Raw genomic sequence first — 22,822 nt, forward strand, 5'->3', positions numbered from 1 at the left:
ATTAATGCTGCCCTGCCGGCTGATAAAAATGCAAAGGCACTCTATCGTCGACCAATACTGGTTGCAGGTTACTATCCAAACGCGTCCGCCATGAATGCCAGCGGACAATCAATCCACCCAACAATAAACCCGCAAAACCACTGAGTGTGGTAATGCCCTCGTGGGCAAATTGATGATGCGACAAGGCAGTAGCGATTACGAGCGTAAGCAGCGGCACCATATAAACCAGCATCGCACCTTTCGCGATAACCTCCTCGGGAATACCAATCCGGACTTCATCGCCCAACTGGTAATCTGCAGGATCACGCCCTTCCAATAGCACCCATATATAGGCGCTATGACCATCCCACTTGTTCATCAAACTCTGTCCGCATCCTTTTTCCGCCTTGCAGGAACCACAGGCGGACTTCCGGATGGTTTCAACCCAGACACCTTCGGTTTCTATTGCGGCTATGCGGCCAGTTTCGAGAATCATGTGGCAACCTGAAACGATAAAATGTAAAGACGCGGAAAAGAAAAGGGGGATTAAATCCCCCCTATATTCTGCGCAATTTTTTGAGCGCTGACGATCGGTATTTCTCCCACCACAGTGATCCGGTAATTTTTACCCTGGTAAGCCAACGAATCCATAACCACCAGAGTCGCACCGCGTTGGGCAACACCCTCGGGTATCGCACCCGCCTCTTGCTCAATAAAAACAGAGAAGGTAGTAAGACCATCGGTGTACATCAGCATATCAATCTTTTCGCGCACCTTGCGCTGACCGACAAATGCGAACCCGGAAGGTACCCACGCCAGGCGCCAATGTTCTGGCTGCTTAAGTCCGGAAGGATTACATTCGGTTACCTGCGCTGCCGCCGACCGCTGCAATTTGGCAGCCGGTAAGCGCTGCAGGCTTGCAACATCGGGGCTGAGGTCGAGATCGATAAACTGGTAGCGCTCCAGTGGACGCGCAGATTCATCAACCAACCAGGATTTAAGTACCAAACCGGTTTCGTTATCGATAGTCAGCAATGAGCTGTGACGGAAATTATCCAATGGCAATGCTAACAGCGCCGTTGCATCGCGCCCGGCAACTCGCTCAGGACCACGAATCTCAAACTTATAAAGCTGATCCATACGCGCAAGATTGGCACCGAGTTGGCTGATTTTTCCTTGCAATAATTGGTCACCCAAAGATTCACAACCTATCGCCTTGCCGGTACGCAAGAATTCGCGTTCGGGGCCATTCAAATGCTGCAGACGCTCGTGCTCTACCCCATTCTCCACCCAATGGATAATCCGGAAACTTTGAAGGGTTGGATTATCTTTATGTTGGTAAGTAAATGACCCCTGATAATTTAACGTGTGGGGAATATTCGCCATTTTCTGCAGTAGCTTTGCAACTTCAGGTGATTGCGTGGCTGTACCGGGTAAAACCTGGCTCGATACAGCTTGGCCTGATACGGAAGCAACTGTTTCCTGTGCCTGCAAATGAAACGAAAATAATAGCGGGGAGAACAGCAGGAAAGTACGAATAGAGGGGAGAATTAACATTCTGAACTCGTGGGCGAGTGGATCAAGGGAGCAGCATAACTGCTCCACCTGTTAATGCAATAAATCCGGCAAACTATTCCTCTTCAACAAGAATCACGCGCGTGTAAGGCAACATACCCTGACCGCTATTGAGCGACGCATTATCGGTGTGCTCCTGGATAAGCTGATTCAGGTAAGTACTGATATCTTCGTTGTATACCGGTGTAGCTTCTTGACGCGGAACATACATTACCCGGCGACTTTCTTGCGGACGGGATTCATAACCACTCTGCACTGCAACAGTACGTGCTGACAGTGCCGGAGCATTGATACCTGATGGCAAATTAGCTGCTTTGGTTTCAGTTACAGCAACCGGAATACCTGCTGTTGTATTAGCAGCCACCGCTACAGATTGTGGCGCAACCGACTGATATTGCTGCACACCAACAATCAACGCACCGGCAACTGAAGCAGCAACAGCAACACGGCCGGCTTGTTGCCACCAGCGCAACGGCATGGCGATTACATTACCAGCAACTGCGGAACCGGTATTTTGTTGGGCAGCAACTTGCGGCTGTTGTGAATAAGTTTCTTCAGCATCAATCGCTGCGCTGACACGAGAGGCGAAATCGCTGGAAGCCAGTAGCGGCACATCACCTTTAATACCAGCACTCGCAATCTGGTAACGGGACCAAGTGGACTTGAGTTGCGGATCTGCATCAAGTGCTTTTAGCAATCGTTGCAGTTCTAACTCAGATGCCTGGTTATCCATGAGTGCTGACAAGGATTCGGCAAGCACTGGTGATTGGATTTGCTCTGTCATTCTCGCTGATGCCTCTGTGCAAAAACTATTATTAATAAATACGTTAATGTTTGGCTTGGCTTCAGATAATTAACTATCTGTTCCAGCTGCTTTCTATGACTAAACGATAGACAATTGGTTCAAGGAATTACAAAAAATTGTGCAAGTTTTTCAAAAACCCTTTTTTTGCTTGCAATTTTCTGAACCACGCCGGCTTAAATATCTTCGATCAAAGGCTTGATACGCTTATCAATGGCCTCACGGGCGCGGAAAATACGCGAGCGCACAGTGCCCACCGGGCATTCCATCACTTCAGCTATTTCCTCGTAACTCAGGCCATCAATTTCCCGCAGGGTCACCGCTGTGCGCAGATCATCCGGTAAATCGCGAAACGCCTGGGCAATCGTATCTTCAAGTTCTTCGCATAATACATTGTGCTCGGGTGTGTTCAATTCATGCATACCGTCGTTGCCGTCAAAAAACTCTGCATCTTCGATTTCTACATCGCTGGTCGGCGGACGACGGTTACGCGCAACTATGTGGTTCTTGGCAGTATTAATAGCAATACGATAAATCCAGGTGTAAAACGCACTATCCCCGCGAAAATTGGGTAGCGCGCGATAAGCCTTGATAAAAGCTTCCTGGGCTACATCTTGAGCCTCGGCATGATCGCGGATAAACCGGCTAATCACCGCCAATACTTTGTGCTGGTATTTAATCACTAGCAAATCAAACGCGCGTTTATCGCCTTTTTGAACTCGCTCGACCAGTTGCTGATCAACATCAGGCGCTAGTTGCGCTGTCATTCTTTAAACCCCCAAGCGCCCCAACCTTTTGGTTACAGGGCAAATCTGCGTCAGCATTTCAACAATGATCAACTCTTGCTGAAAGCTGACTTTACTAAACCAACTTTAAGTTTGCTGCCACATTTTAGCTGTGAGAGCCGGTGTTTTATAAACCCTTGCCTATTAAAGATGGCCGGCTCATAGACAAAATCATGCCAAAAAAGTTCATGGGCGATTATACGGGGTATTTGCCCCTATGGCTGTTTACTTCGTAAAAACCCGTGCGGGCTTGTTATACTGCGTCAACTCTCGCCCGCTTTTCAGGCGATCCTATTGTGAACCGGGTTTTATTTGCATGAAGAAACACTATCAATATGATGTTCTGGTCATTGGCTCTGGCGCTGCCGGCCTCACTCTGGCGCTAAGTTTAGCCCAACAAGCGCGGGTTGCCGTGCTGAGCAAAAATGAAATCAACCAAGGCTCTACCTGGTTCGCACAGGGCGGAATTGCTGCGGTACTTGATGATCAGGATTCAATTGATGCCCATGTGGCTGACACACTTATTGCCGGTGCCGGGTTATGCCATGAAGATGCCGTGCGCTTTACTGTTGAGCGCAGCAAAGACTCAATCCAATGGCTTATTGACCAAGGGGTCAATTTCACCAAAGAAAATAGCAATGGCGATTACCATCTAACGAAGGAAGGCGGTCATAGCCACAGACGAATTATTCATAGCGCCGATGCGACCGGCCAAGCCGTGCACTCAACCCTGATTGATCAAGTCCAGCAACAACCCAATATTGATATATTCGAGCATCATGTTGCGGTAAACCTTATCTCCCAAGCGGACGCTGATTCGCGCAAATTGCGCTGCACCGGCGCTTACGTATTGGATAGCAATAACGATGCAGTACATGTATTCCAGGCCAAGGTCGTGGTATTGGCGACTGGCGGAGCGAGCAAGGTTTACCTCTATAGCAGCAACCCGGATAGCGCGAGTGGCGACGGGATTGCCATGGCATGGCGTGCTGGCTGTCGCGTGGCCAATATGGAGTTCAACCAATTCCATCCAACCTGTTTATATCATCCGCGTGCAAAAAACTTTCTGATTACTGAAGCCCTGCGTGGCGAAGGTGCTTATTTGCGCCTGCCAAGCGGCGAACGCTTTATGCCACGGTTTGACGAACGGGAAGAATTGGCGCCGCGTGATATAGTAGCGCGCGCAATTGACCATGAAATCAAACGACTGGGTTGCGACTGTGTTTATCTGGATATCAGCCACAAGTCGGAAGAATTCATTAGCGAGCACTTCCCTACTGTGAAAGCACGCTGCCTGGAATTTGGGATTGATATTACCAAAGAAGCCATCCCCGTTGTTCCTGCTGCGCATTACACTTGCGGCGGTGTGGTTGTCGATAGCAATGGACAAACGGATCTACAGCATCTCTACGCGATTGGTGAAACCTCCTTCACCGGTTTGCATGGCGCCAACCGTATGGCAAGTAATTCCTTGTTGGAATGTATTGTCTACGCCCAGTCGGCTGCGCAACATATTTTGGCGAAACTGGAAAAAATCCAGCCACCTGAATTATCTCCACAATGGGATGCTTCACGCGTTCGCGATTCAGATGAGGACGTAGTAATCTCACACAACTGGGATGAGTTGCGCCGTTTTATGTGGGATTACGTTGGGATTGTGCGCACCCACAAACGCCTTGAACGCGCGACCCATCGTATCAAGCTGCTGCAAAAAGAAATCGCCGAGTATTACAGCAATTACAAAATCAGCAGCGATCTTATTGAGCTGCGCAACCTTGCCATTGTTGCCGAATTGATTATCCGTTCCGCGCATGAGCGCAAAGAAAGCCGCGGCCTGCATTTCTCGCTGGATTATCCGGAAAAATCATCCATTGCGCGCGATACGATCGTAGTGCCCACCAATTTTGCCGGGCAAGATGTGATCGTTAGTAAAGAGGTGTAATCCAATCGCCCGCTACCCCCCAGGAGCAAGGCACGCGCGCAGCCAGGCACGCAAGCGAGCATTATCTTCCTTGCTGAGCGCATCGTTGAATAGCAATAAACTATGCACTTTTCTATCAGTCGTTTCGCGGAACGGCAGAATAATTATCCAGGGCCAACATAAAACCTCACCCACCAGCTCACGTTGATATCGGGTGCCCGCTTGCTCGAAAAACCATTGGTTATCCGCAAATCCGAGTGAGCCGGTTAATTCATTCGCCATTTCCCTGCGCAGCAGCATCCACAAACCGTAAAGGGAAACAATCGCCCCAAGTATCCATGCATATTGCTCGCCCACGTATGGATAAAAGACAAACAACAGGCTTATCGCAAACGCAAAATAACTACAGCAATACAGAATTGAACGCTGACGCGAAGTATTGATCTGAACCGCCTTCAATGATGGTAGCGGCTTTAAGGAGGATGGAAAATCAGGCTCGTCAACTGCTTTGTCGGCGACGCGATCAACTGCCTTTTTGAAGACCGGTATTTGCACGAATAATATCCACAATCCGTTGTAGTTCGGGGTTAGCAGGATTCTCCCTGCGCAAAAACCAGGCAAATAAATCCTGATCCTGCTCTTCCAATAATAACCAATAACGCTCTTTGTCAGCCTGCTCCAATGCCGGGTAGATATTTTCCATAAATGGCATCAACACTAAATCCAATTCCAACATCCCGCGTCGACTACCCCAGAACAAACGATTAATCTCCACACTACTACCTGCTGAACACTTTATGAGGGACGCATTATAAACGAGCGATCAACGAAAGGCTCGCACTAGATATCCACCTTCACCACTCGGTCCCGCCCTTGGGCTTTGGCTTGATACAGCGCAATATCGACCCGACGGAACAATTGGTGAAATGGAGTTTGTCCATCGGTAGTACCTACACCCAAACTGATGGTGACATGCAGCTCCGGGAATTGGTCAAAATTGGCTGTTGCGACCAATGCCCGCATCTCTTCAGCAATACGATAAGCATCATCCAGTTGTGTATCCGGCAATACCAATATGAATTCCTCACCACCCCAGCGCGCAATTTGATCGCTTTGTCGAGTATGGGACTTTATTAGCCCGGTGACCTGTTTGAGCACCAGGTCACCGCCGTCGTGCCCGAGTGAATCGTTTATTTTCTTAAAGTGATCAATATCAATAATCACCATGGAAACAATTTGATTGGTATGTTCGGGAAAATACTGATCGATGTATTCAGCGAGCCCCTGCCGGTTAAGCACACCGGTCAAGGTATCCACCATCGACAGTTTTTTATATTTATCCGTCTCTTGGGCTAGCAGTGAATTCTGGTCAGCCAGACGCTCGATACGTTGATGCTCCAGACGGATCTCCTTAGTCAGGCGCGCCAAGCTAATCGCACCGACCACCATAATAATGCTCAGCCAAAAAACAAGGATGCCAAGATACCAGTCTTCACGTGAAATCCACTCACCGACAAATTCTACTTTCTTGAGCTTGAAGCTTTGCTTCCCCGGTATGCCGGGATAATTGATATCAATACCGAATGCGACGACGTTGCCAAACCTGGGCAATGAATTTTCACGTGGCACTTTATATTGCGCCACCCACCATTCTGCAACGGAAAACTCCGACAAACTCAGCACTAAATGATCATCGAGAAAATTAATCGGCACATACACATTATTGAATTTCGCCGTTTGTATATCGTTAATATCGGAAAAACCGGGCTCGTAATTGCGCAGGTAAAATCGCACGCGCTGTTCATTGCCCATATAATCCAAATCAACGTTGATGGTTTTATAACTGGACAAATCTATTCCATTGGAGCCCACACCACTGCCAAGATAAATATTAAATCCACAGCCGTGGGCTTTTCCGTCGTCCTCAATATTGCACTCCCACCCGAGCCCATCAAAGTCGGTCCAATAAACCATGGATTCACCAATTGAGTTGGTATCGGAATAAATGTAATGAGGAATACTTGGGGATGGCACTGCCAGCATTTTTTTCGCGGGCATAAATTCATAGGCATACATAACCACTACTGTCAGCGAACAGCAGAGGAAAAGCTTATAGAAGCCGCTACGGCGGATGGCAGGGTAATGCCGGTAAGTCACGAAGGTTTTACCATGAGCATATATTCCGGGTGTCAGGCCCGATGATTAACATGTAGTACTTTATCAAGCGTTATTTTTCTACTAACGTACACGGGATTTTACAACCAGCCAATTCCGGATTTATAGCTATTCGGTGTAAGGATTAGGCTGTATTGGCTATATATAGTCCAAAATGTAATAACTGCCAATGAGCTCATCCACAAAAAACGGTATGATGAGAACACTATCACCTTGCCCATGCATGTTGGCTCAGCCACTCACGGCATCAAAAACTCAACCTGGATAAGCGGTATAAGTCGTTATGACCCTTAACAACTCTCTGGAAAGCCAATCAACACAACTGGTAAAACTCCAGCAGCGCGCGCTGCTGCTGGTAAAAGGTCCCGATGCCGGTAAGTTTTTGCAAGGCCAGGTTACCTGCGACCTGCGTGAATTAAGTGCGCCGGTTACCCGTATTGGAGCACAATGCAATCCCAAGGGGCGTATCCTGCTCACCTTTCGCGCCTTACAAATAGATCTGGAAACAATTGCCTTACGAATTCCGGCGGCAATGTTGGAAAAAGCAAAAACCTCATTCGGCAAATATATCGTTTTCTCCAAAGCAAAATTGCATGACGGCAGCAACACCTACCAACCGTTTGGCTTGTTTGGTGAACACGCCAACCAAGCTGCGCTTAACTTTTTTGATGAACTGCCGGTAGCTAACGATGGCTGGACACAAAAAGACGGGAATATCCTGATTCGATTGGAGCAAAATCGTTTTGAATGCTGGATAAAATTAGCGGATGCCGAGGTATTCCAACATACACTGGCAAGTAATATAAAAATCGAAGATGAAAACGAGTGGAATTTACTCGATATTCGCTCAGGTATTACTGACATATATCCTGATACTTTTGAACTATTTACTCCGCAAGAAATTAATTACCAATTGGTTAACGGTATCAACTTCCGAAAAGGTTGCTACACCGGCCAGGAAATTGTGGCGCGCCTGCATTATCGCGGGAAACTAAAACGCCATATGTACCGCTTTAGTTTAAACGGCAACCAGTTGCCTCCATTCGGAGCCGCACTGGTAAATGCAGCAACACAACAAGTCTGCGGGCATTTGGTTGCCGCTGCATTTGCATCTGATAATCAAATTGAAATTCTGGCATCGCTTCTGGACGAACAATTAGATCAGGTAAAACTGGAAACAAGTCCGGAAAATTTAAAACATCTACCACTCCCCTATGCTATACCTACAGCAGATGACAAAACCGAATAGTGCCGTAGCAGGATCTCGAATGAACCCCATTGCTGAAAAAGTTCGCCAGGAAATTATTACCGCGATCAATAAAGACCAACTTGTTCTGCCTACCTTGCCTGAAGTGGCATTGAAAGTACGCGAAGTTGCTGATGATCCCGAGGCTGACATCGATAAATTAACCGCTGTAATTGGCAATGATGCCGCCTTGAGCGCGCGTATTATTCGTGTGGCCAACAGCCCCCTGCTGCGCGCCAGTCGCGCTATAGAAGACCTGCGCACGGCGTTGATGCGCCTTGGAATTCAGTACACTTGCAATATCGCAACCGGTCTCGCAATGGAGCAAATGTTCCAGGCTACGTCGGACTTGGTCGATATGCGCATGCGGGAAGTATGGAGCCGTTCGAGCGAGGTAGCAGGTATCAGCCATGTACTGTGCAAGCACTACACGCGCTTGCGCCCAGACCAGGCAACTTTGGCGGGTCTCGTTCACAAAATCGGCGTGCTGCCTATTCTCACCTACGCTGAAGATCACCCTGCACTACTCAAAGACAGTTTCACACTGGATGCTGTGATCGATGAATTGCATGGCCCTATTGGCGACATCATCCTGAAAACCTGGGGCTTCCCCGATGAGCTGGCTCACATTCCAACCCAGCACATCGACTTTTCCCGTCAAAGCCCGAAAGCAGATTACGGTGATATTGTTACCGTCGCCATGCTGCAAAGTTATCTGGGTACAGATTCACCTATGGCGAAAATTGATTGCTCAAAAGTGAAGGCATTTGAACGATTGGGCCTCGACCCCGACATGCACGTCGCAGAATCAGAAGACCTGAGCGAGGAAATGGAAGCAGCGATGTCGCTCCTGCTTTAAAAGCATTCAGATTAAAAGACTGATGGGCACAACAGATAATTTCAACACAATAAAAAGGCGACTATGTCGCCTTTTTATTCGAGACTTTTTAGCTTGGAGATATTACGCACTAAACAAAGCGGCACTATCCAAACCTTGTTTTTCCATAATATCGCGCAAACGCTTTAATGCCTCTACTTGAATTTGACGTACGCGCTCGCGCGTCAAACCAATCTCAAGCCCCACTTCCTCCAATGTGCTGACCTCATAACCACGCAGACCAAAACGACGCGCCAATACTTCGCGCTGTTTTTCGGTTAGCTCATCCAACCAATGATCAAGGCTGGTGGTCAGGTCTGCATCTTGTAAAAGTGCAGCAGGATCAGAAACCTGAGTATCAGCAATAGTATCAACAATCGCACGATCAGATGAATTACCAATGGGCGCATCAATTGAAGTAACACGCTCATTCAAGCTAAGCATATGCTCAACATCAGCAACAGGTTTTTCCAACAGGTTGGCAATTTCTTCCGGAGTCGGTTCGTGATCCAACTTCTGCGAAAGCTCACGAGCTGCGCGCAGATAAATATTCAATTCCTTGACCACGTGAATCGGCAAACGAATAGTGCGCGTTTGATTCATAATTGCGCGCTCAATGGTCTGACGGATCCACCAAGTCGCATAGGTTGAGAAACGGAAACCGCGTTCCGGATCGAATTTTTCAACCGCACGAATCAACCCGAGGTTGCCTTCTTCGATTAAATCGAGCAGAGCCAAACCACGATTCACATAACGGCGGGATATTTTTACAACGAGACGAAGGTTACTTTCGATCATGCGCTTGCGCGCGGCCTCATCACCTTTTAAAGCCTTACGTGCAAAAAAGACTTCTTCTTCTGCACTTAGCAGGGGGGAAAATCCGATTTCATTAAGATAAATTTGGGTAGCATCAAGCGTTTTATTATACTTATCATCGATAATTCGTTCGCTTACATTTAACGAAGAAGGTTTGGGCAATTCATCATCTTCTTCAGCCAACAGCAGCTCTGCATCATCCAATTCGCCATCCGGTGCGATGAATGCATCATCGCGATCAAATGTGGTTGAATCCCTATTTTGTAAAGTCATTTTTCAGCCCCTTAATCAATTTTTATTTAACCGGTTGGCTTTTTTTATAAGTCATCCAGCTCGCCCAAGCTGTACCTCTAACATAGATGCCATATGTTTGGAGATATTACTCACAAGCACCTTTTGTAACTCATGAGTGTGACACTTTAGTTAGCGTCGCGGCAGAAACTTCAGAGGATCTACTGGAGTACCATCGCGGCGAATTTCAAAGTGAAGCTTTACTCTATCGGTACCACTCGAACCCATATCGGCAATTATTTGCCCAGCTTTAACGAAATCACCTTCTTTTACTAACAACCTATCATTATGGGCGTAGGCGCTAAGGAAAATTTCATTGTGCTTAACGATAAGTAACTTGCCGTATCCACGCAGGCCAGTGCCAGAATAAACAACCTGTCCAGCCGCTGCAGCAAGCACAGGCTCTCCCAATTTGCCCCCAAGATCAATACCCTTATTTAAACCATTGTTGCCCTGAAATGATGACAGTACGACTCCTTTCACTGGCCAGTGCCATTGTGGTGCACTCCAACTGGCAGAATTTTTATTAGTTTGGGCGGGCATGGCTGTTTTATTTTCTTTACGATCAACATTGTTTTTAGGCATAGATGCCACTGCCGCACCCTGCGTTGGATTAGTACCGTTTGTTCTGTTACCAGGCTGGCTATAGGAAGTAGCTGAAGTATTCCCTATCATATCCAGGCGAATAACTTGTGATGGGCGAATAATGTAAGGAGCACTAATTCCGTTATATTTGGCGAGCGCTTCATACTTTAAACCGTATCGCCATGCAATTGAAAACAAAGTATCTCCGGGCGCTACAATGTGGGTTTTCGGCCGGTTGGCAAAACTCTGGGACTTATCGTAGACAGGCGCTGGTGAATGAGAAGCACAGGAAGCAAGGACCACAAGAGCGATCAATATTTTGAACACCCAAAACACTTTAAGCTGGTAATCAGATGACGCTTCCGGCATGGAATCACTCAAGAGCTATGGTTGTTTTTTGATCTCTCTTATACGATTTAGAACTAAATATTAGAAATTTATTTTAAAATTATCTAATATTTTTATAAAAAAATGCACAAAAAGGGGTTTTAAAAAGATAAAAACATTGATCCAATCAATGATTGCGCACTTTTCTAAACCAAAATTGATACTTCTTGATTACAGACACATCTTAAATCAACAAGTTCTAGATTTAAGATTAAGTATTAACGCGAAGTGCCTGAAAGGAAAGGAACAAATTTAACAGGCTCGATTATTCGGGTAACAAAATTATCCATCTCACCGTCACGGATAATTAAATACAACTGTTGTTCTCGCCCACCGACTGGAATGACTAATACACCACCCGGAGCAAGTTGCTTTAATAGTTCATCGGGAACGGCTTGGGGTGCCGCAGTGCTCAAAATACCATCATAAGGCCCCGCTTCTGGCCAACCAAAGCCACCGTCAGCATGGCGCAATTGGACATTGCGCAATCCCATTTGGCGTAGACGATCACGCGCCTTATCCTGCAGCGGTTTTATACGCTCCACACTATAGACATGGGGAATCAATTGCGCCAAAACACTGGTTTGGTAACCAGAGCCTGTGCCTACTTCCAGCACCTTATTCAACTTCCCACCCGCTGCACCAAGCAATATTTCGGTCATTCGCGCAACAATATAAGGCTGGGATATAGTTTGGCCATGACCGATAGGAAGAGCAGTATCTTCATAAGCGCGGTGAGCAAGAGCTTCATCAAGAAAAATATGCCGTGGAGTGTTGAGTAACACATCCAATACACGCATGTTAGTCACTCCCTGGTCACGCAAACGCTGAATGAGACGCTCACGGGTGCGTAGCGAGGTCATACCTACACCTTGCATCAATAAGTTAGTCATTCAGATTTTCTCCTGTTTCTATCATTGTGCTAAAAATAAAAAACTAACGGCCCGAATGGCACTCAAACAACCAAAGTAGCAACTATAGCATAGCGTCACCAGGTTTCCCGCTACGCCAAATCAAGCGGTACCTCATCTGCCTGATACTGCTGCAATACTGCGATTTCGCGTAGAACCGCTGTAGCAAACTCACCGGCATCCAATGAAAATTGCAAAATCAAATCATCATTAACCCATGAATATGCAGAGTTACGAGGCAATAACTGCAATGCGCGACGCTCTTGCGATAAACCCGCATGCTCCAAACCATCACACCAACTCGCCCAATCTGCCAACGCAATGTGTTCCAACTCGAGTAAATCAGCCGAAACCAATGGACGTCCGCGTCCCCATAGAGGACCGGAAGGCTGCGAGCTTATTTCGCCAGCAAGTAAGCTGGTCCAATTATTGGCCAGGATGCGCGCTGCCAGCACTTGGTTAAATAAATAGGAACGGGCAGCAGATAACATCAACCCTCGCTTTTGTTTATCGCGATAGCGCTTTCCACCCACAAGAATAGCATCCGCTTCATTGAGATTATTTCCACCTAACCCGAATCGCTGCTCACCAAAATAATTAGGTACGCCCAGTACAAAAATTGACTCGATTTTTTGCTGTAATAAATCACGATTTTCTACTTGCACATTGCGCAAACGAATCACAAAGCTATTCTGTTGATGCTCGCCTCGACGCAATTTGTGCTGATGTCGTGATACTGATAAAAGTTGAATGGATTCTGTATTTAACAATCCCCACTCTGGTTCGGGTGCTTTGGGAAGATAAACACTAAACCATTGTGCGGTTACCGCATGTCGATCCTTGCGTCCGCAATACCCCACATCAGTTACATTTACATTGGCAAGTTCGGCAATCTTGCTTGCGACCCATGCGGTGTTTTCACCTCGTTTACAGATATGTAAAAAAACATGCTCACCGGAACCGGAAGGGACATACCCTAAATTTTCATCAACTTGAAAGTCTTCAGGTTGCGCACGAAAAATAGCGGATGCGGTTAACGGACCATAAGCCCGAGGAAAATCCAAAGAAAACTCTGTCAAAACAGTGCCTGCATTATGAAAGTGATTTAAAAAAATTCAAAAACCGTGTATCCAGCCACCACTCAAGGCGATTACTTAAAAAACCAACATGTCCACCAGAACTGGCAATCTCCAATGTTAGTAATGGATGCTGCTCTGCCAGGGCCTGCGGAATGCAATCTGCATTGAGGAAAGGATCATTTTTTGCCGTTACCAACAAGCAAGGTACTTCGATCTTATCGAGAAAAGCCTTGGCACTCGCTGCCGTATGAAGCTCTGCCGCATTTGCATAACCATTCAGCGGAGCAGAATATATTTCATCATATGAATAAAAACTGTTGACCTGCCCATAACGAGATAAATCAACATTTCCAAAAAATCGCAATGCTTTACGCTTCAAGCGCCATTTCATACTGGTCACAAAATAAATGCGATAGGCGATGTTTTGCCAACGATCCAAAGTGGTTACACATGCTTTTAAATCTATAGGGACAGATGCGGCACACACAGCTTTAATTCCACGCACACACGCATGAGCGCCCTGCTCCCCTAACCATTTAAGAACGATATTCCCACCTAATGAATAAGCAGCAAGATAAATATCCGTGTAACCATTGCGTTCAGCCCAACTAACTACTGAATCAAAATCCTGTGACGATCCTGCAAAATATAACTTCTCGGTTTTGTTTTCAGGTTGTCCGCAACCGCGCAAATTCCATGCGAGCACGTCGACATCCACACCAGCGACACCAGACGCCAGTGCTGTTTTTGCCATACCCAATATGTAATGCTGCTTATTGCTTCCCTCCAATCCATGCGAAAGAATTAATAGCGTTTTTTGAGGCTTATCGGCAGAAAAATATATACTTGCACTCAGTTCATCCCCATCAGCAGTTGGAATAACTAATGGCTGTGCCACCAAATTGATTCGACGCAATAGAACTGGCAATTGCGTTTGCAAATCACCATTCAGCATCCACCAGGGCGAGCGAAAATCGGAGTAAATTACCGGCATGAAAATCCCTATTCAATAAATTTATTTATGCTTTTTCCAGCAGAACGACGGCATAACAGGAAATGCCTTCTTCACGCCCAGTAAATCCAAGACGCTCTGTTGTGGTTGCTTTAACATTAATTTGATTTATTTTCACTTGCAGGTCAGCAGCAATCGCTTCGACCATGTATGAGATATAATTAGCCATGCGTGGTGCCTGTGCCACTATCGTTAGATCGGCATTAGCGAGCTTCCAGCCAAGCTGCACTACTTTTGCATAAACCATGCGCAACAATGAGCGGCTATCTGCATTACGATATTGCATGTCGGTATCGGGAAAGTGTTTGCCTATATCGCCCAAGGCTGCAGCTCCAAGTAAAGCATCACACAGTGCATGCAAAAGCACATCGCCATCAGAATGCGCTATCAAACCGTGATGATGCGGAATAACAACGCCACCAATGACAATTTTGTCACCAGGACCAAAAGCATGGACATCATAACCATGACCGATACGCATAGACATATTTGAATTCCGTAACTATATAGATAATAAATAATGAAAAAATAAATGGATTAAGCTTGTTGTTGCAAGAGAATTGCAGCAATTGCCAAATCTTCCGGGCGTGTAATTTTAATATTATCGCTTCGTCCCTGGACCATTAGAGGTTGATAACCATAACACTCCAGGGCCGACGACTCATCAGTAATTACTTTTCCGTCTGCCAGAGCTTTGCGTAAACAATTATGCAGCAAACCCATTCGAAACATTTGCGGCGTCTGCGCCTGCCATAAAAATTGGCGATCTGCTGTTGATTGTATTATCGAGCTATTAACCTGTTTCAATGTATCGCTTACCGGCACACCTAGAATCCCGCCAACCGGATGATTCTTTACTTCATCGATCAACTTCAAAACACTGTGTTCATGCACACAAGGACGAGCCGCATCATGTACAAGAACCCAATCATCAGGTGATGCCGTTTTTTGCAGGTGTGCAAGTGCATTCAATACAGACTCACAGCGCTCATTACCACCATCAATGCGACGAATGCGCTTATCTTGTGCCAGAGTTAAATCATCCCAATAACGATCCCCAGCACTTAATACCAGGTATACGCCTGCAACATTGGGCAAGGCGAGCAATCGCTCCAATGTATATTCAATAACTGTTTTTCCCGCAAGCGGTAAATACTGTTTAGGAAAAGTACTGCCCATTCGTGCACCTACACCTGCGGCGGGTACAACGATCCAATAAGCGGGAGTTTGAGAGGGACTTGAATGACTCATGAGGATATTTTCGAAATTGGACAGTTAATAAATGTAGTCATTGGAAACTACTGTTCTTCATCCAAAATCATGAAAAAAGTTTCATCTTTTTTGATCAGGCCGATATCATTGCGCGCGCGCTCTTCGATTGTATCGAGACCAGATTTTAATTCTTCTACTTCTACATCCAGAATGCGATTGCGTTCGCGCATACGATCATTTTCTGCTTGCTGTAGTTTGATATCGGCTTCCAAACGATGCGCTTGGGCCAAGCTGCCATCACCGACCCACAAACGGTATTGCAGTGCGGCAAGCAATATTATCAGTACACCCAGCAACCATTTCATAACATTCGTGCGGTCTTTTTAACATTAATAACAATTTTATTATCATTAAAAACAAAGGCCGAATATTCGACCTTTGTTTTCACTATCATCTTACGACTTGAATTCTGCACGACCTTTGTAAGGAGCAGCAGCGCCCAATTCTGCTTCAATACGCAGCAGGCGGTTATATTTGGAAACGCGGTCTGAACGGCATAGAGAACCCGTTTTGATTTGACCAGCAGCAGTTGCTACAGCCAAGTCGGCGATAGTGGTATCTTCAGTTTCACCTGAACGGTGAGAGATTACTGCAGTATAACCTGCATCTTGCGCCATTTTGATCGCATCCAGAGTTTCTGACAAAGAACCGATTTGGTTGAATTTGATCAGAATAGAGTTAGCGATTTTCTTCTCGATACCTTCTTTCAAAATCTTGGTATTGGTTACGAACAGGTCATCACCAACCAATTGGATTTTATGGCCGATCTTTTGCGTCAAATCTGCCCAACCTGCCCAATCGCTTTCGTCTTTACCATCTTCGATAGAAATAATTGGGTATTTGGCAGCCAAATCCGCCAGATAGTCAGAGAATTCATTGGTGGTGAATACACGCCCTTCACCAGCCAAATCATATTTGCCATCTTTATAGAATTCAGTTGAAGCGCAGTCCAAAGCGAGGGTTACGTTGTCACCCAATTTATAACCAGCCTTCTCGACAGCTTCAGCGATAATTTTCAGCGCGTCTTCGTTAGACGGAAGGTTTGGTGCGAAACCACCTTCGTCACCTACTGAAGTGCTCAAGCCCTTGTCGTGCAGGATTTTTTTCAGGGTGTGGAAAATCTCGGCACCAACGCGCAAAGCTTCAGCAAAAGTTTTGGCGCCTACAGGCTGAACCATAAACTCCTGAATATCTACGTTGTTGTCAGCGTGCTCACCACCGTTGATGATGTTCATCATCGGAACTGGCATAGAGTATTTACCTGGAGTGCCGTTCAAATCTGCAATGTGTGCATAAAGCGGAACTTTTTTGGAGATCGCAGCAGCTTTAGCATTTGCCAAGGACACAGCCAAAATAGCGTTCGCGCCCAATACGGTTTTGAAATCGGTGCCATCCGCTTTGATCATTGCATTATCAAGAGCGCGTTGATCAAGCGAATCAAAACCTACTACCAAATTTTTAATAGTTGTGTTGATATTGTTAACAGCCTTCAGGACACCTTTGCCTAAATAGCGGGACTTATCGCCATCGCGCAATTCCAACGCTTCGCGTGAACCAGTAGAGGCGCCTGACGGAGCAGTTGCCGAACCTACGGAACCATCATCCAAAATCACCTCGGCCATTACCGTTGGGTTGCCACGGCTATCCAAAATTTCAAACGCTTTGATATCAACAATCTTGGTCATTCGTTTTCTCCAGAGTGTGTTTCTACAAAAAATATGTTTTACAAAAAATGCGTTTAATTACTGAATATCGAGTGGTGGAAAATTTTTCACCACATCATCAATCGTTTTCATCTGTTGCAAAAATGGTTGCAATTTATCGAGCGGTAAAGCACTTGGACCATCGCATTTGGCATTATTCGGATCTGGATGTGCCTCTAAAAACAGACCTGCCAAACCGACCGCCATGCCGGCACGCGCCAATTCAGCAACCTGATGGCGGCGACCGCCGGAAGCGCTATCTTTTGATTCACGAAATTGCAATGAATGCGTTACATCAAAAATCACCGGAGCATTACCACTCACTTCACGCATAGTGCGGAAGCCAAGCATATCGACTACCAGATTATCGTAACCAAAATTGGTACCACGATCGCAAAGGATAATTTTATCGTTGCCACATTCACCAAACTTTTCAACGATGTTTTTCATTTGGCCGGGGCTTAAAAACTGGGGCTTTTTGATATTAATCACTGCGCCAGTTTTGGCCATGGCAACCACCAAATCTGTTTGACGAGCGAGAAATGCGGGCAACTGGATAACATCGCAAATTTCAGCTACAGGCTGGCATTGGTCAATTTCATGTACATCAGTGATGACAGGAATATTAAATGTTTGTTTGATTTCCTGAAAAATCTTTAACCCTTCTTCCATGCCCGGACCGCGATAGGAGTGAATGGAAGAACGATTAGCCTTATCAAAAGAGGCTTTAAAAACGTAGGGAATACCTAATTTTTGGGTTACTTGCACATAGGCCTCTGCAACTTGCATTGCCATATCGCGCGACTCAAGCACATTCATACCGCCGAACAATACAAACGGCAATGAATTTCCCACAGTGAGATTGCCAATTTTTACTATTTGTTGAGACACATGTATTCCTTTCAGAATAATTTTAGAATCAGTAACCAGCCTACGTGAAAAGGGCGCAATCAATTGCGCCCCTACACTACTTTTTATTTGCCAGCGCAGCCTTCACGAATGCGGTGAACAAAGGATGCCCATCACGCGGTGTAGACGTAAATTCCGGGTGGAATTGACAGGCTACAAACCACGGATGATCAGGAATTTCTACCATTTCAACTAAGGTATCATCAGCAGACCAACCACCGATTTTCAAACCTGCTTTTTGCAATTGATCAACATAATTGTTGTTAACTTCATAGCGATGGCGATGACGTTCAACAATGACATCAGCACCATAGACTTTACGTACATTTGAGCCTGAAACCAACCGGCACTCTTGTGCACCCAAACGCATAGTGCCACCGAGATCAGAAGATTCATCGCGCTTCTCCACCTCACCGTCAGATGTGATCCATTCAGTAATCAAACCAATTACCGGATGCGGAGAGTTGCGATCAAATTCAGTAGAATTGGCACCCTTCAATCCCAGGACGTTGCGGGCAAACTCGATAACAACGGATTGCATGCCCAAACAAATTCCGAGATAAGGTACTTTATTTTCACGTGCATATTGCACTGCCATTAACTTGCCTTCTACACCGCGCTCGCCAAAACCGCCTGGAACCAAAATCGCATCGGCATCTTTTAGAATTCCTACACCTTCGTTTTCCACACGCTCGGCATCAATATAGTTAATGTTTACTTTGGTATGTGTATGGATTCCGGCGTGGGTCAAGGCTTCAATCAATGATTTGTAAGCATCCAGCAACTCCATGTATTTACCGACCATGGAAATAGTGATTGCGTTAACCGGATTCAGTTTTCCTTCTACAACTTTATCCCATTCACTCAAATCAGCGACAGGACATTGCAGCCCCAACAACTCGACAACGATTTGATCAAGGCCGTAACTTTGTAACAAGCGTGGGATTGAATAAATAGTGTCCGCATCAGGAAGCGGCACAACGGCGCGTTCTGCCACGTTGGTAAATAATGAAATCTTGCGACGGGAATCTTCGTCAACCAGTCGCTCTGAGCGACACAGTAAAATGTCAGGTTGCAAACCAATTGAGCGCAACTCTTTTACCGAATGCTGGGTAGGTTTGGTTTTGGTTTCGCCAGCAGTGGCGATGTAAGGCACCAATGTCAAATGCATTAGCAACGCACGCGAACCCATTTCTACTTTCAATTGGCGCACAGCTTCGAGGAACGGTTGGGATTCGATATCACCTACCGTGCCGCCAATTTCTACCAGCGCAACATCTACGTCGCGACCACCTTCAAGAATGCGGCGTTTGATTTCATCGGTGATATGCGGAATAACCTGTACGGTACCGCCCAAATAATCACCGCGGCGCTCTTTGCGCAATACAGTCTCGTAAACACGACCGGTAGTGAAGTTGTTGCGCCGAGTCATTTTGGTACGGATAAAACGCTCGTAGTGCCCTAAATCCAGGTCTGTCTCGGCGCCATCTTCCGTAACAAACACCTCACCATGCTGGAAGGGGCTCATAGTACCCGGATCTACGTTGATATAGGGGTCGAGCTTCATAATGGTGACTTTGAGGCCGCGAGCCTCGAGGATAGCCGCCAGGGAAGCCGAGGCGATGCCTTTGCCCAATGAGGAAACAACACCACCAGTTACGAATATATAGCGCGTCATGTAAAACCTGATTACTGTGAAAAATGCGGAGCGGATTGGAGATAAATGCCAACAGCAGCACTCGTTGCGAGGCAGGGGGATTTATCGTTCAGGACGGGGCGCCAGAGTAACAGAAAGGCCTTTTCGGCTCAATGAAAAGCTCGTCCACCTTAGGGCGCAAGATCTCAAGCGGGAATACCCTCACCGGGAAAAATTGGAAGTTGGTGACGAAATGGAGCTTATCTTTACCAATCTTCATTGGTTATGGGCTTAAATACAGCTTGGATATGATGACTGGAAAAACCGCGAGATTGTAAAAAGCGTATCTGTTTCGCTCGTTCGCGCTGATCAGAGGGAGCCGAGCCACGAAACTTTTTATCCCTGACCTCATATGCCAGCTCGCACCAACGCTCATCCGAATCGTCGATAAATTGCGCAATCAACTCCGCCGGCACCCCTTTTTCGCGCAATTCCATCTTAATGACTAGCGGTCCTTTACCCTGCCGCCGTCTCATGGTTACAAACGCTTGGGTAAATCGTTCATCTGATTGTAGATTCTGCTCAATTAGCCCGACGATTGCGCTTTCAACGAGTTCAGGATTCTCAAATTTGCGCTCCAGCTTATTTTTTAACTCCTTTGCAGAATGCTCACGCATGGCCAATAAACTCATAGCGCTGAAGCGAATATCAGATAGTTTGGGCTGCTCTTGCTGCATGAACTGAACTCCAATAAAAATGGCCGCATCAGCGGCCATTTAAAATCATATCTCAATCTTACTTAACCGGAGGAAATTGGGCGATAACTTCGCTCACCGCTTGGCTTAACACCTGACGCTGTTGTTGGGGAGCCATACCGCGACTCAGTCGTTTTTCGGAAACGCCACGCCAAATTGGTTTTTCGGTTTTAGCATCAACGATATCAATGATCAGGCTACCTTGATTGTATACGCGCAAACCAGCACCAGGCCCGTAAAAGAATGGCGAGGGATAGGGATAGCGATAAGCACGTCCAAAATATCCGTAACCATAGATATCGTTATAACTGCGAGGGTCAATTTTTTCTTCAATTACGACATGGTAGTTCACGATGAAGTCTGGTTTCGCACCTGATGCTGCATTCTGATAACGCTTAGTTAGCTCACCTTCCAAAGCAGAATGAATATGGCTTAATGTGAAAGGCGATATCAGAATATTTTCCTTAGCATCCTGCTTTGTTTCAGCAACCTGAAATGTCTTCAACGATGAAAAATCAAAATTTGCCTGATGATCTGTCTCTACCTGCGGCTGGGTGGTGCAACCAGAGAATATCAATGCACTCATCACAACCAAAAACCAACCAAACCGTTTCATTATCCACCCCACCAATTCACATTAATTTGATTAAAGGGACACTACTTTAACTTAATTACCATCCCCTTGATTTTATGTGAAATTCAAACTGCATTTCACATTAATACATACAGCATAGTGAGCGGCGTTAGCGGATGCAAGCAATTGCGCTTAACCATAAAAGCCTCCGCTACCAATAGGATAACGAAGGCTTTTTTTATCTTTTAAAGGTAACTAGATTTCTGCATCTTCAGTCACTTCATTATTGCCGCCTGGACTAAGTGAGAGTGCTGGAGTTGCAAGGAGTTCCGTTCTTACTTTGTGCTCTAACTCTTTGGAGATAACCGGATTCTCTTGCAAAAACTTCATTACATTGTTTTTACCTTGACCAATTTTGTTCCCTTGGTAGCTATACCAGGCACCCGCCTTATCAATAAGCCCCAGCTTCACACCGTAATCGACAATCTCCCCCATACGGTTAATACCTGAACCATAAAGAATTTGGAACTCAGCTTGCTTGAAAGGAGGTGCAACCTTGTTTTTTACCACTTTCACACGGGTTTCAGAACCGATAACCTCTTCACCTTCTTTTACAGCGCCGATGCGACGGATATCCAAGCGCACCGAGGCATAGAATTTAAGTGCATTACCACCAGTTGTTGTTTCGGGGTTACCAAACATCACGCCAATCTTCATCCGAATTTGGTTGATGAAGATCACCAAACAGTTGGCATTTTTGATATTACCGGTAATTTTACGTAACGCTTGCGACATCAGACGAGCCTGCAAACCTACGTGGTGATCCCCCATCTCACCTTCGATTTCCGCGCGCGGAGTCAAAGCCGCCACCGAATCTACAACCAATACATCAACAGCACCGGAGCGCACCAACATATCGGTTACCTCCAATGCTTGCTCGCCTGTATCCGGCTGGGAAATAATCAAATCTTCAACATTAACACCCAATTTAGAAGCGTAAATAGGATCAAGCGCATGTTCAGCATCAATAAATGCACAAGTGCCGCCAGCGCGCTGGGCTTCTGCGATCACTTGCAAAGTGAGGGTTGTTTTACCGGAAGATTCAGGGCCATAAATTTCGATGATACGGCCTTTAGGCAGACCGCCAATTCCCAAAGCGACATCAAGGCCAAGAGAACCAGTAGAAATTGCAGGAATGGCGACTTGTTCTTTGTCGCCCATACGCATCACAGTACCCTTACCAAATTGACGTTCGATTTGGCTTAATGCGGCCTGCAGCGCTTTCTCTTTATTCGCATCCATCTGACACCTCAACATAAAATAATGAAAACAGTTTATGAAATCTTTTAACTATCTATTTTTGCCATGCGGTAAGGCTAACTCCACACTTTGTTGGTGATAGCATACACGAAAAAACTGTATGCGCAAACAGTACTAGCAATTTATACAGTAGTTGCTTATTCCTCGTGCCTATAGCCTGAAAAGTAATGTTTCAACGTTTAGCTAAAGCGCTTATCATGTGCCCCCATTAA

At 46.0% G+C, this 22,822-nt stretch carries 24 protein-coding genes; 3 read left to right on the forward strand and 21 right to left on the reverse strand.

Annotated elements, in window-relative coordinates:
* Position 1: 1 nt before the first annotated feature.
* The 4 genes from AC1RJL_RS06250 to rpoE form a co-directional block, all read right to left on the reverse strand.
* Positions 2 to 475, reverse strand: coding sequence for a SoxR reducing system RseC family protein (locus AC1RJL_RS06250; RefSeq protein WP_492912019.1), 474 nt, complete (start codon positions 473 to 475; stop codon positions 2 to 4).
* Between the two features lie 50 nt (positions 476 to 525).
* Positions 526 to 1,536, reverse strand: coding sequence for a MucB/RseB C-terminal domain-containing protein (locus AC1RJL_RS06255; protein WP_492912021.1), 1,011 nt, complete (start codon positions 1,534 to 1,536; stop codon positions 526 to 528).
* 73 nt (positions 1,537 to 1,609) lie between these two features.
* On the reverse strand, positions 1,610 to 2,338 hold the full coding sequence (locus tag AC1RJL_RS06260; RefSeq protein ID WP_492912023.1) for a sigma-E factor negative regulatory protein: 729 nt from the start codon (positions 2,336 to 2,338) through the stop codon (positions 1,610 to 1,612).
* A gap of 194 nt (positions 2,339 to 2,532) precedes the next feature.
* Positions 2,533 to 3,123, reverse strand: coding sequence for an RNA polymerase sigma factor RpoE (gene rpoE, locus AC1RJL_RS06265; protein WP_492912025.1), 591 nt, complete (start codon positions 3,121 to 3,123; stop codon positions 2,533 to 2,535).
* 334 nt (positions 3,124 to 3,457) lie between these two features.
* On the opposite strand from rpoE, the gene nadB reads away from it, so the two are divergent.
* Positions 3,458 to 5,083, forward strand: coding sequence for an L-aspartate oxidase (gene nadB, locus AC1RJL_RS06270; protein WP_492912027.1), 1,626 nt, complete (start codon positions 3,458 to 3,460; stop codon positions 5,081 to 5,083).
* A 12-nt stretch (positions 5,084 to 5,095) separates the two neighbouring features.
* Here nadB and AC1RJL_RS06275 read toward each other — a convergent pair whose 3' ends face one another.
* The 3 genes from AC1RJL_RS06275 to AC1RJL_RS06285 all read right to left on the reverse strand — a co-directional run bounded on the left by AC1RJL_RS06275 (position 5,096) and on the right by AC1RJL_RS06285 (position 7,138).
* Positions 5,096 to 5,617: a protein YgfX gene (locus AC1RJL_RS06275; RefSeq protein ID WP_492912029.1), complete on the reverse strand. Its 522-nt coding sequence runs from the start codon at positions 5,615 to 5,617 to the stop codon at positions 5,096 to 5,098.
* Positions 5,586 to 5,837, reverse strand: coding sequence for an FAD assembly factor SdhE (locus tag AC1RJL_RS06280; protein WP_492912031.1), 252 nt, complete (start codon positions 5,835 to 5,837; stop codon positions 5,586 to 5,588). The genes AC1RJL_RS06275 and AC1RJL_RS06280 overlap by 32 nt, the downstream gene beginning before the upstream one ends.
* Positions 5,838 to 5,902: 65 nt before the next feature.
* On the reverse strand, positions 5,903 to 7,138 hold the full coding sequence (locus tag AC1RJL_RS06285) for a GGDEF domain-containing protein (RefSeq protein ID WP_492912033.1): 1,236 nt from the start codon (positions 7,136 to 7,138) through the stop codon (positions 5,903 to 5,905).
* 382 nt (positions 7,139 to 7,520) lie between these two features.
* Between AC1RJL_RS06285 and ygfZ the strand changes: the two genes are divergently transcribed.
* Positions 7,521 to 8,486 carry a CAF17-like 4Fe-4S cluster assembly/insertion protein YgfZ gene (gene ygfZ, locus AC1RJL_RS06290; RefSeq protein WP_492912035.1) on the forward strand — a complete coding sequence of 322 codons (966 nt, stop codon included), beginning with the start codon at positions 7,521 to 7,523 and terminating at the stop codon, positions 8,484 to 8,486.
* A 19-nt stretch (positions 8,487 to 8,505) separates the two neighbouring features.
* Complete coding sequence (locus tag AC1RJL_RS06295) at positions 8,506 to 9,342, forward strand: HDOD domain-containing protein (RefSeq protein ID WP_492912037.1); 837 nt, start codon at positions 8,506 to 8,508, stop codon at positions 9,340 to 9,342.
* 102 nt (positions 9,343 to 9,444) lie between these two features.
* Here the strand turns inward: AC1RJL_RS06295 and rpoS are convergent, their stop codons facing one another.
* From rpoS to recA, 14 genes are all read right to left on the reverse strand, one after another.
* Positions 9,445 to 10,449: an RNA polymerase sigma factor RpoS gene (gene rpoS, locus AC1RJL_RS06300; protein WP_492912039.1), complete on the reverse strand. Its 1,005-nt coding sequence runs from the start codon at positions 10,447 to 10,449 to the stop codon at positions 9,445 to 9,447.
* A 150-nt stretch (positions 10,450 to 10,599) separates the two neighbouring features.
* Complete coding sequence (locus tag AC1RJL_RS06305) at positions 10,600 to 11,421, reverse strand: peptidoglycan DD-metalloendopeptidase family protein (protein ID WP_492912041.1); 822 nt, start codon at positions 11,419 to 11,421, stop codon at positions 10,600 to 10,602.
* Positions 11,422 to 11,657: 236 nt separating this feature from the next.
* On the reverse strand, positions 11,658 to 12,332 hold the full coding sequence (locus AC1RJL_RS06310; protein WP_492912043.1) for a protein-L-isoaspartate(D-aspartate) O-methyltransferase: 675 nt from the start codon (positions 12,330 to 12,332) through the stop codon (positions 11,658 to 11,660).
* Positions 12,333 to 12,442: 110 nt separating this feature from the next.
* The gene (gene truD, locus AC1RJL_RS06315; RefSeq protein ID WP_492912045.1) at positions 12,443 to 13,429 is read right to left on the reverse strand and encodes a tRNA pseudouridine(13) synthase TruD; all 987 of its coding nucleotides are present in this window, start codon (positions 13,427 to 13,429) and stop codon (positions 12,443 to 12,445) included.
* Between the two features lie 13 nt (positions 13,430 to 13,442).
* Entirely contained in the window at positions 13,443 to 14,384 is a 942-nt protein-coding gene (locus AC1RJL_RS06320) for a YheT family hydrolase (protein WP_492912047.1), read from the reverse strand.
* A 64-nt stretch (positions 14,385 to 14,448) separates the two neighbouring features.
* Positions 14,449 to 14,922: a 2-C-methyl-D-erythritol 2,4-cyclodiphosphate synthase gene (gene ispF / locus AC1RJL_RS06325; RefSeq protein WP_492913440.1), complete on the reverse strand. Its 474-nt coding sequence runs from the start codon at positions 14,920 to 14,922 to the stop codon at positions 14,449 to 14,451.
* A gap of 56 nt (positions 14,923 to 14,978) precedes the next feature.
* Complete coding sequence (gene ispD, locus AC1RJL_RS06330; protein WP_492912049.1) at positions 14,979 to 15,692, reverse strand: 2-C-methyl-D-erythritol 4-phosphate cytidylyltransferase; 714 nt, start codon at positions 15,690 to 15,692, stop codon at positions 14,979 to 14,981.
* Positions 15,693 to 15,739: 47 nt separating this feature from the next.
* Entirely contained in the window at positions 15,740 to 16,018 is a 279-nt protein-coding gene (locus AC1RJL_RS06335; RefSeq protein WP_435782472.1) for a septum formation initiator family protein, read from the reverse strand.
* 90 nt (positions 16,019 to 16,108) lie between these two features.
* A complete protein-coding gene (eno, locus tag AC1RJL_RS06340; RefSeq protein WP_492912052.1) occupies positions 16,109 to 17,398 on the reverse strand; it encodes a phosphopyruvate hydratase in 1,290 nt (429 codons plus the stop codon).
* A 57-nt stretch (positions 17,399 to 17,455) separates the two neighbouring features.
* The gene (gene kdsA / locus AC1RJL_RS06345; RefSeq protein ID WP_492912054.1) at positions 17,456 to 18,307 is read right to left on the reverse strand and encodes a 3-deoxy-8-phosphooctulonate synthase; all 852 of its coding nucleotides are present in this window, start codon (positions 18,305 to 18,307) and stop codon (positions 17,456 to 17,458) included.
* Positions 18,308 to 18,383: 76 nt separating this feature from the next.
* Positions 18,384 to 20,003 carry a CTP synthase gene (gene pyrG, locus AC1RJL_RS06350; protein WP_492912056.1) on the reverse strand — a complete coding sequence of 540 codons (1,620 nt, stop codon included), beginning with the start codon at positions 20,001 to 20,003 and terminating at the stop codon, positions 18,384 to 18,386.
* A gap of 224 nt (positions 20,004 to 20,227) precedes the next feature.
* Entirely contained in the window at positions 20,228 to 20,737 is a 510-nt protein-coding gene (locus tag AC1RJL_RS06355; protein ID WP_492912058.1) for a regulatory protein RecX, read from the reverse strand.
* 19 nt (positions 20,738 to 20,756) lie between these two features.
* Positions 20,757 to 21,332 carry a DUF4136 domain-containing protein gene (locus AC1RJL_RS06360; protein ID WP_492912060.1) on the reverse strand — a complete coding sequence of 192 codons (576 nt, stop codon included), beginning with the start codon at positions 21,330 to 21,332 and terminating at the stop codon, positions 20,757 to 20,759.
* 213 nt (positions 21,333 to 21,545) lie between these two features.
* Positions 21,546 to 22,592 (reverse strand): recombinase RecA, encoded by a 1,047-nt coding sequence (recA, locus tag AC1RJL_RS06365; RefSeq protein WP_492912062.1) that lies wholly within the window; start codon positions 22,590 to 22,592, stop codon positions 21,546 to 21,548.
* Between the last annotated feature and the right edge of the window lie 230 nt (positions 22,593 to 22,822).

It is taken from the genome of Cellvibrio sp. GW822-FHT04B05 (assembly GCF_058800985.1).

Bases quoted from the DNA above. Each gene is read 5' to 3' on its own strand.
- AC1RJL_RS06250 (WP_492912019.1), bottom strand. From the start codon at position 475: ATGATTCTCGAAACTGGCCGCATAGCCGCAATAGAAACCGAAGGTGTC.
- AC1RJL_RS06255 (WP_492912021.1), bottom strand. From the start codon at position 1,536: ATGTTAATTCTCCCCTCTATTCGTACTTTCCTGCTGTTCTCCCCGCTA.
- AC1RJL_RS06260 (WP_492912023.1), bottom strand. From the start codon at position 2,338: ATGACAGAGCAAATCCAATCACCAGTGCTTGCCGAATCCTTGTCAGCA.
- rpoE (WP_492912025.1), bottom strand. From the start codon at position 3,123: ATGACAGCGCAACTAGCGCCTGATGTTGATCAGCAACTGGTCGAGCGA.
- nadB (WP_492912027.1), top strand. From the start codon at position 3,458: ATGAAGAAACACTATCAATATGATGTTCTGGTCATTGGCTCTGGCGCT.
- AC1RJL_RS06285 (WP_492912033.1), bottom strand. From the start codon at position 7,138: ATGTATGCCTATGAATTTATGCCCGCGAAAAAAATGCTGGCAGTGCCA.
- ygfZ (WP_492912035.1), top strand. From the start codon at position 7,521: ATGACCCTTAACAACTCTCTGGAAAGCCAATCAACACAACTGGTAAAA.
- AC1RJL_RS06295 (WP_492912037.1), top strand. From the start codon at position 8,506: ATGAACCCCATTGCTGAAAAAGTTCGCCAGGAAATTATTACCGCGATC.
- rpoS (WP_492912039.1), bottom strand. From the start codon at position 10,449: ATGACTTTACAAAATAGGGATTCAACCACATTTGATCGCGATGATGCA.
- AC1RJL_RS06305 (WP_492912041.1), bottom strand. From the start codon at position 11,421: ATGCCGGAAGCGTCATCTGATTACCAGCTTAAAGTGTTTTGGGTGTTC.
- AC1RJL_RS06310 (WP_492912043.1), bottom strand. From the start codon at position 12,332: ATGACTAACTTATTGATGCAAGGTGTAGGTATGACCTCGCTACGCACC.
- AC1RJL_RS06320 (WP_492912047.1), bottom strand. From the start codon at position 14,384: ATGCTGAATGGTGATTTGCAAACGCAATTGCCAGTTCTATTGCGTCGA.
- ispF (WP_492913440.1), bottom strand. From the start codon at position 14,922: ATGCGTATCGGTCATGGTTATGATGTCCATGCTTTTGGTCCTGGTGAC.
- ispD (WP_492912049.1), bottom strand. From the start codon at position 15,692: ATGAGTCATTCAAGTCCCTCTCAAACTCCCGCTTATTGGATCGTTGTA.
- AC1RJL_RS06335 (WP_435782472.1), bottom strand. From the start codon at position 16,018: ATGAAATGGTTGCTGGGTGTACTGATAATATTGCTTGCCGCACTGCAA.
- eno (WP_492912052.1), bottom strand. From the start codon at position 17,398: ATGACCAAGATTGTTGATATCAAAGCGTTTGAAATTTTGGATAGCCGT.
- pyrG (WP_492912056.1), bottom strand. From the start codon at position 20,003: ATGACGCGCTATATATTCGTAACTGGTGGTGTTGTTTCCTCATTGGGC.
- AC1RJL_RS06355 (WP_492912058.1), bottom strand. From the start codon at position 20,737: ATGGCCGCTGATGCGGCCATTTTTATTGGAGTTCAGTTCATGCAGCAA.
- AC1RJL_RS06360 (WP_492912060.1), bottom strand. From the start codon at position 21,332: ATGAAACGGTTTGGTTGGTTTTTGGTTGTGATGAGTGCATTGATATTC.
- recA (WP_492912062.1), bottom strand. From the start codon at position 22,592: ATGGATGCGAATAAAGAGAAAGCGCTGCAGGCCGCATTAAGCCAAATC.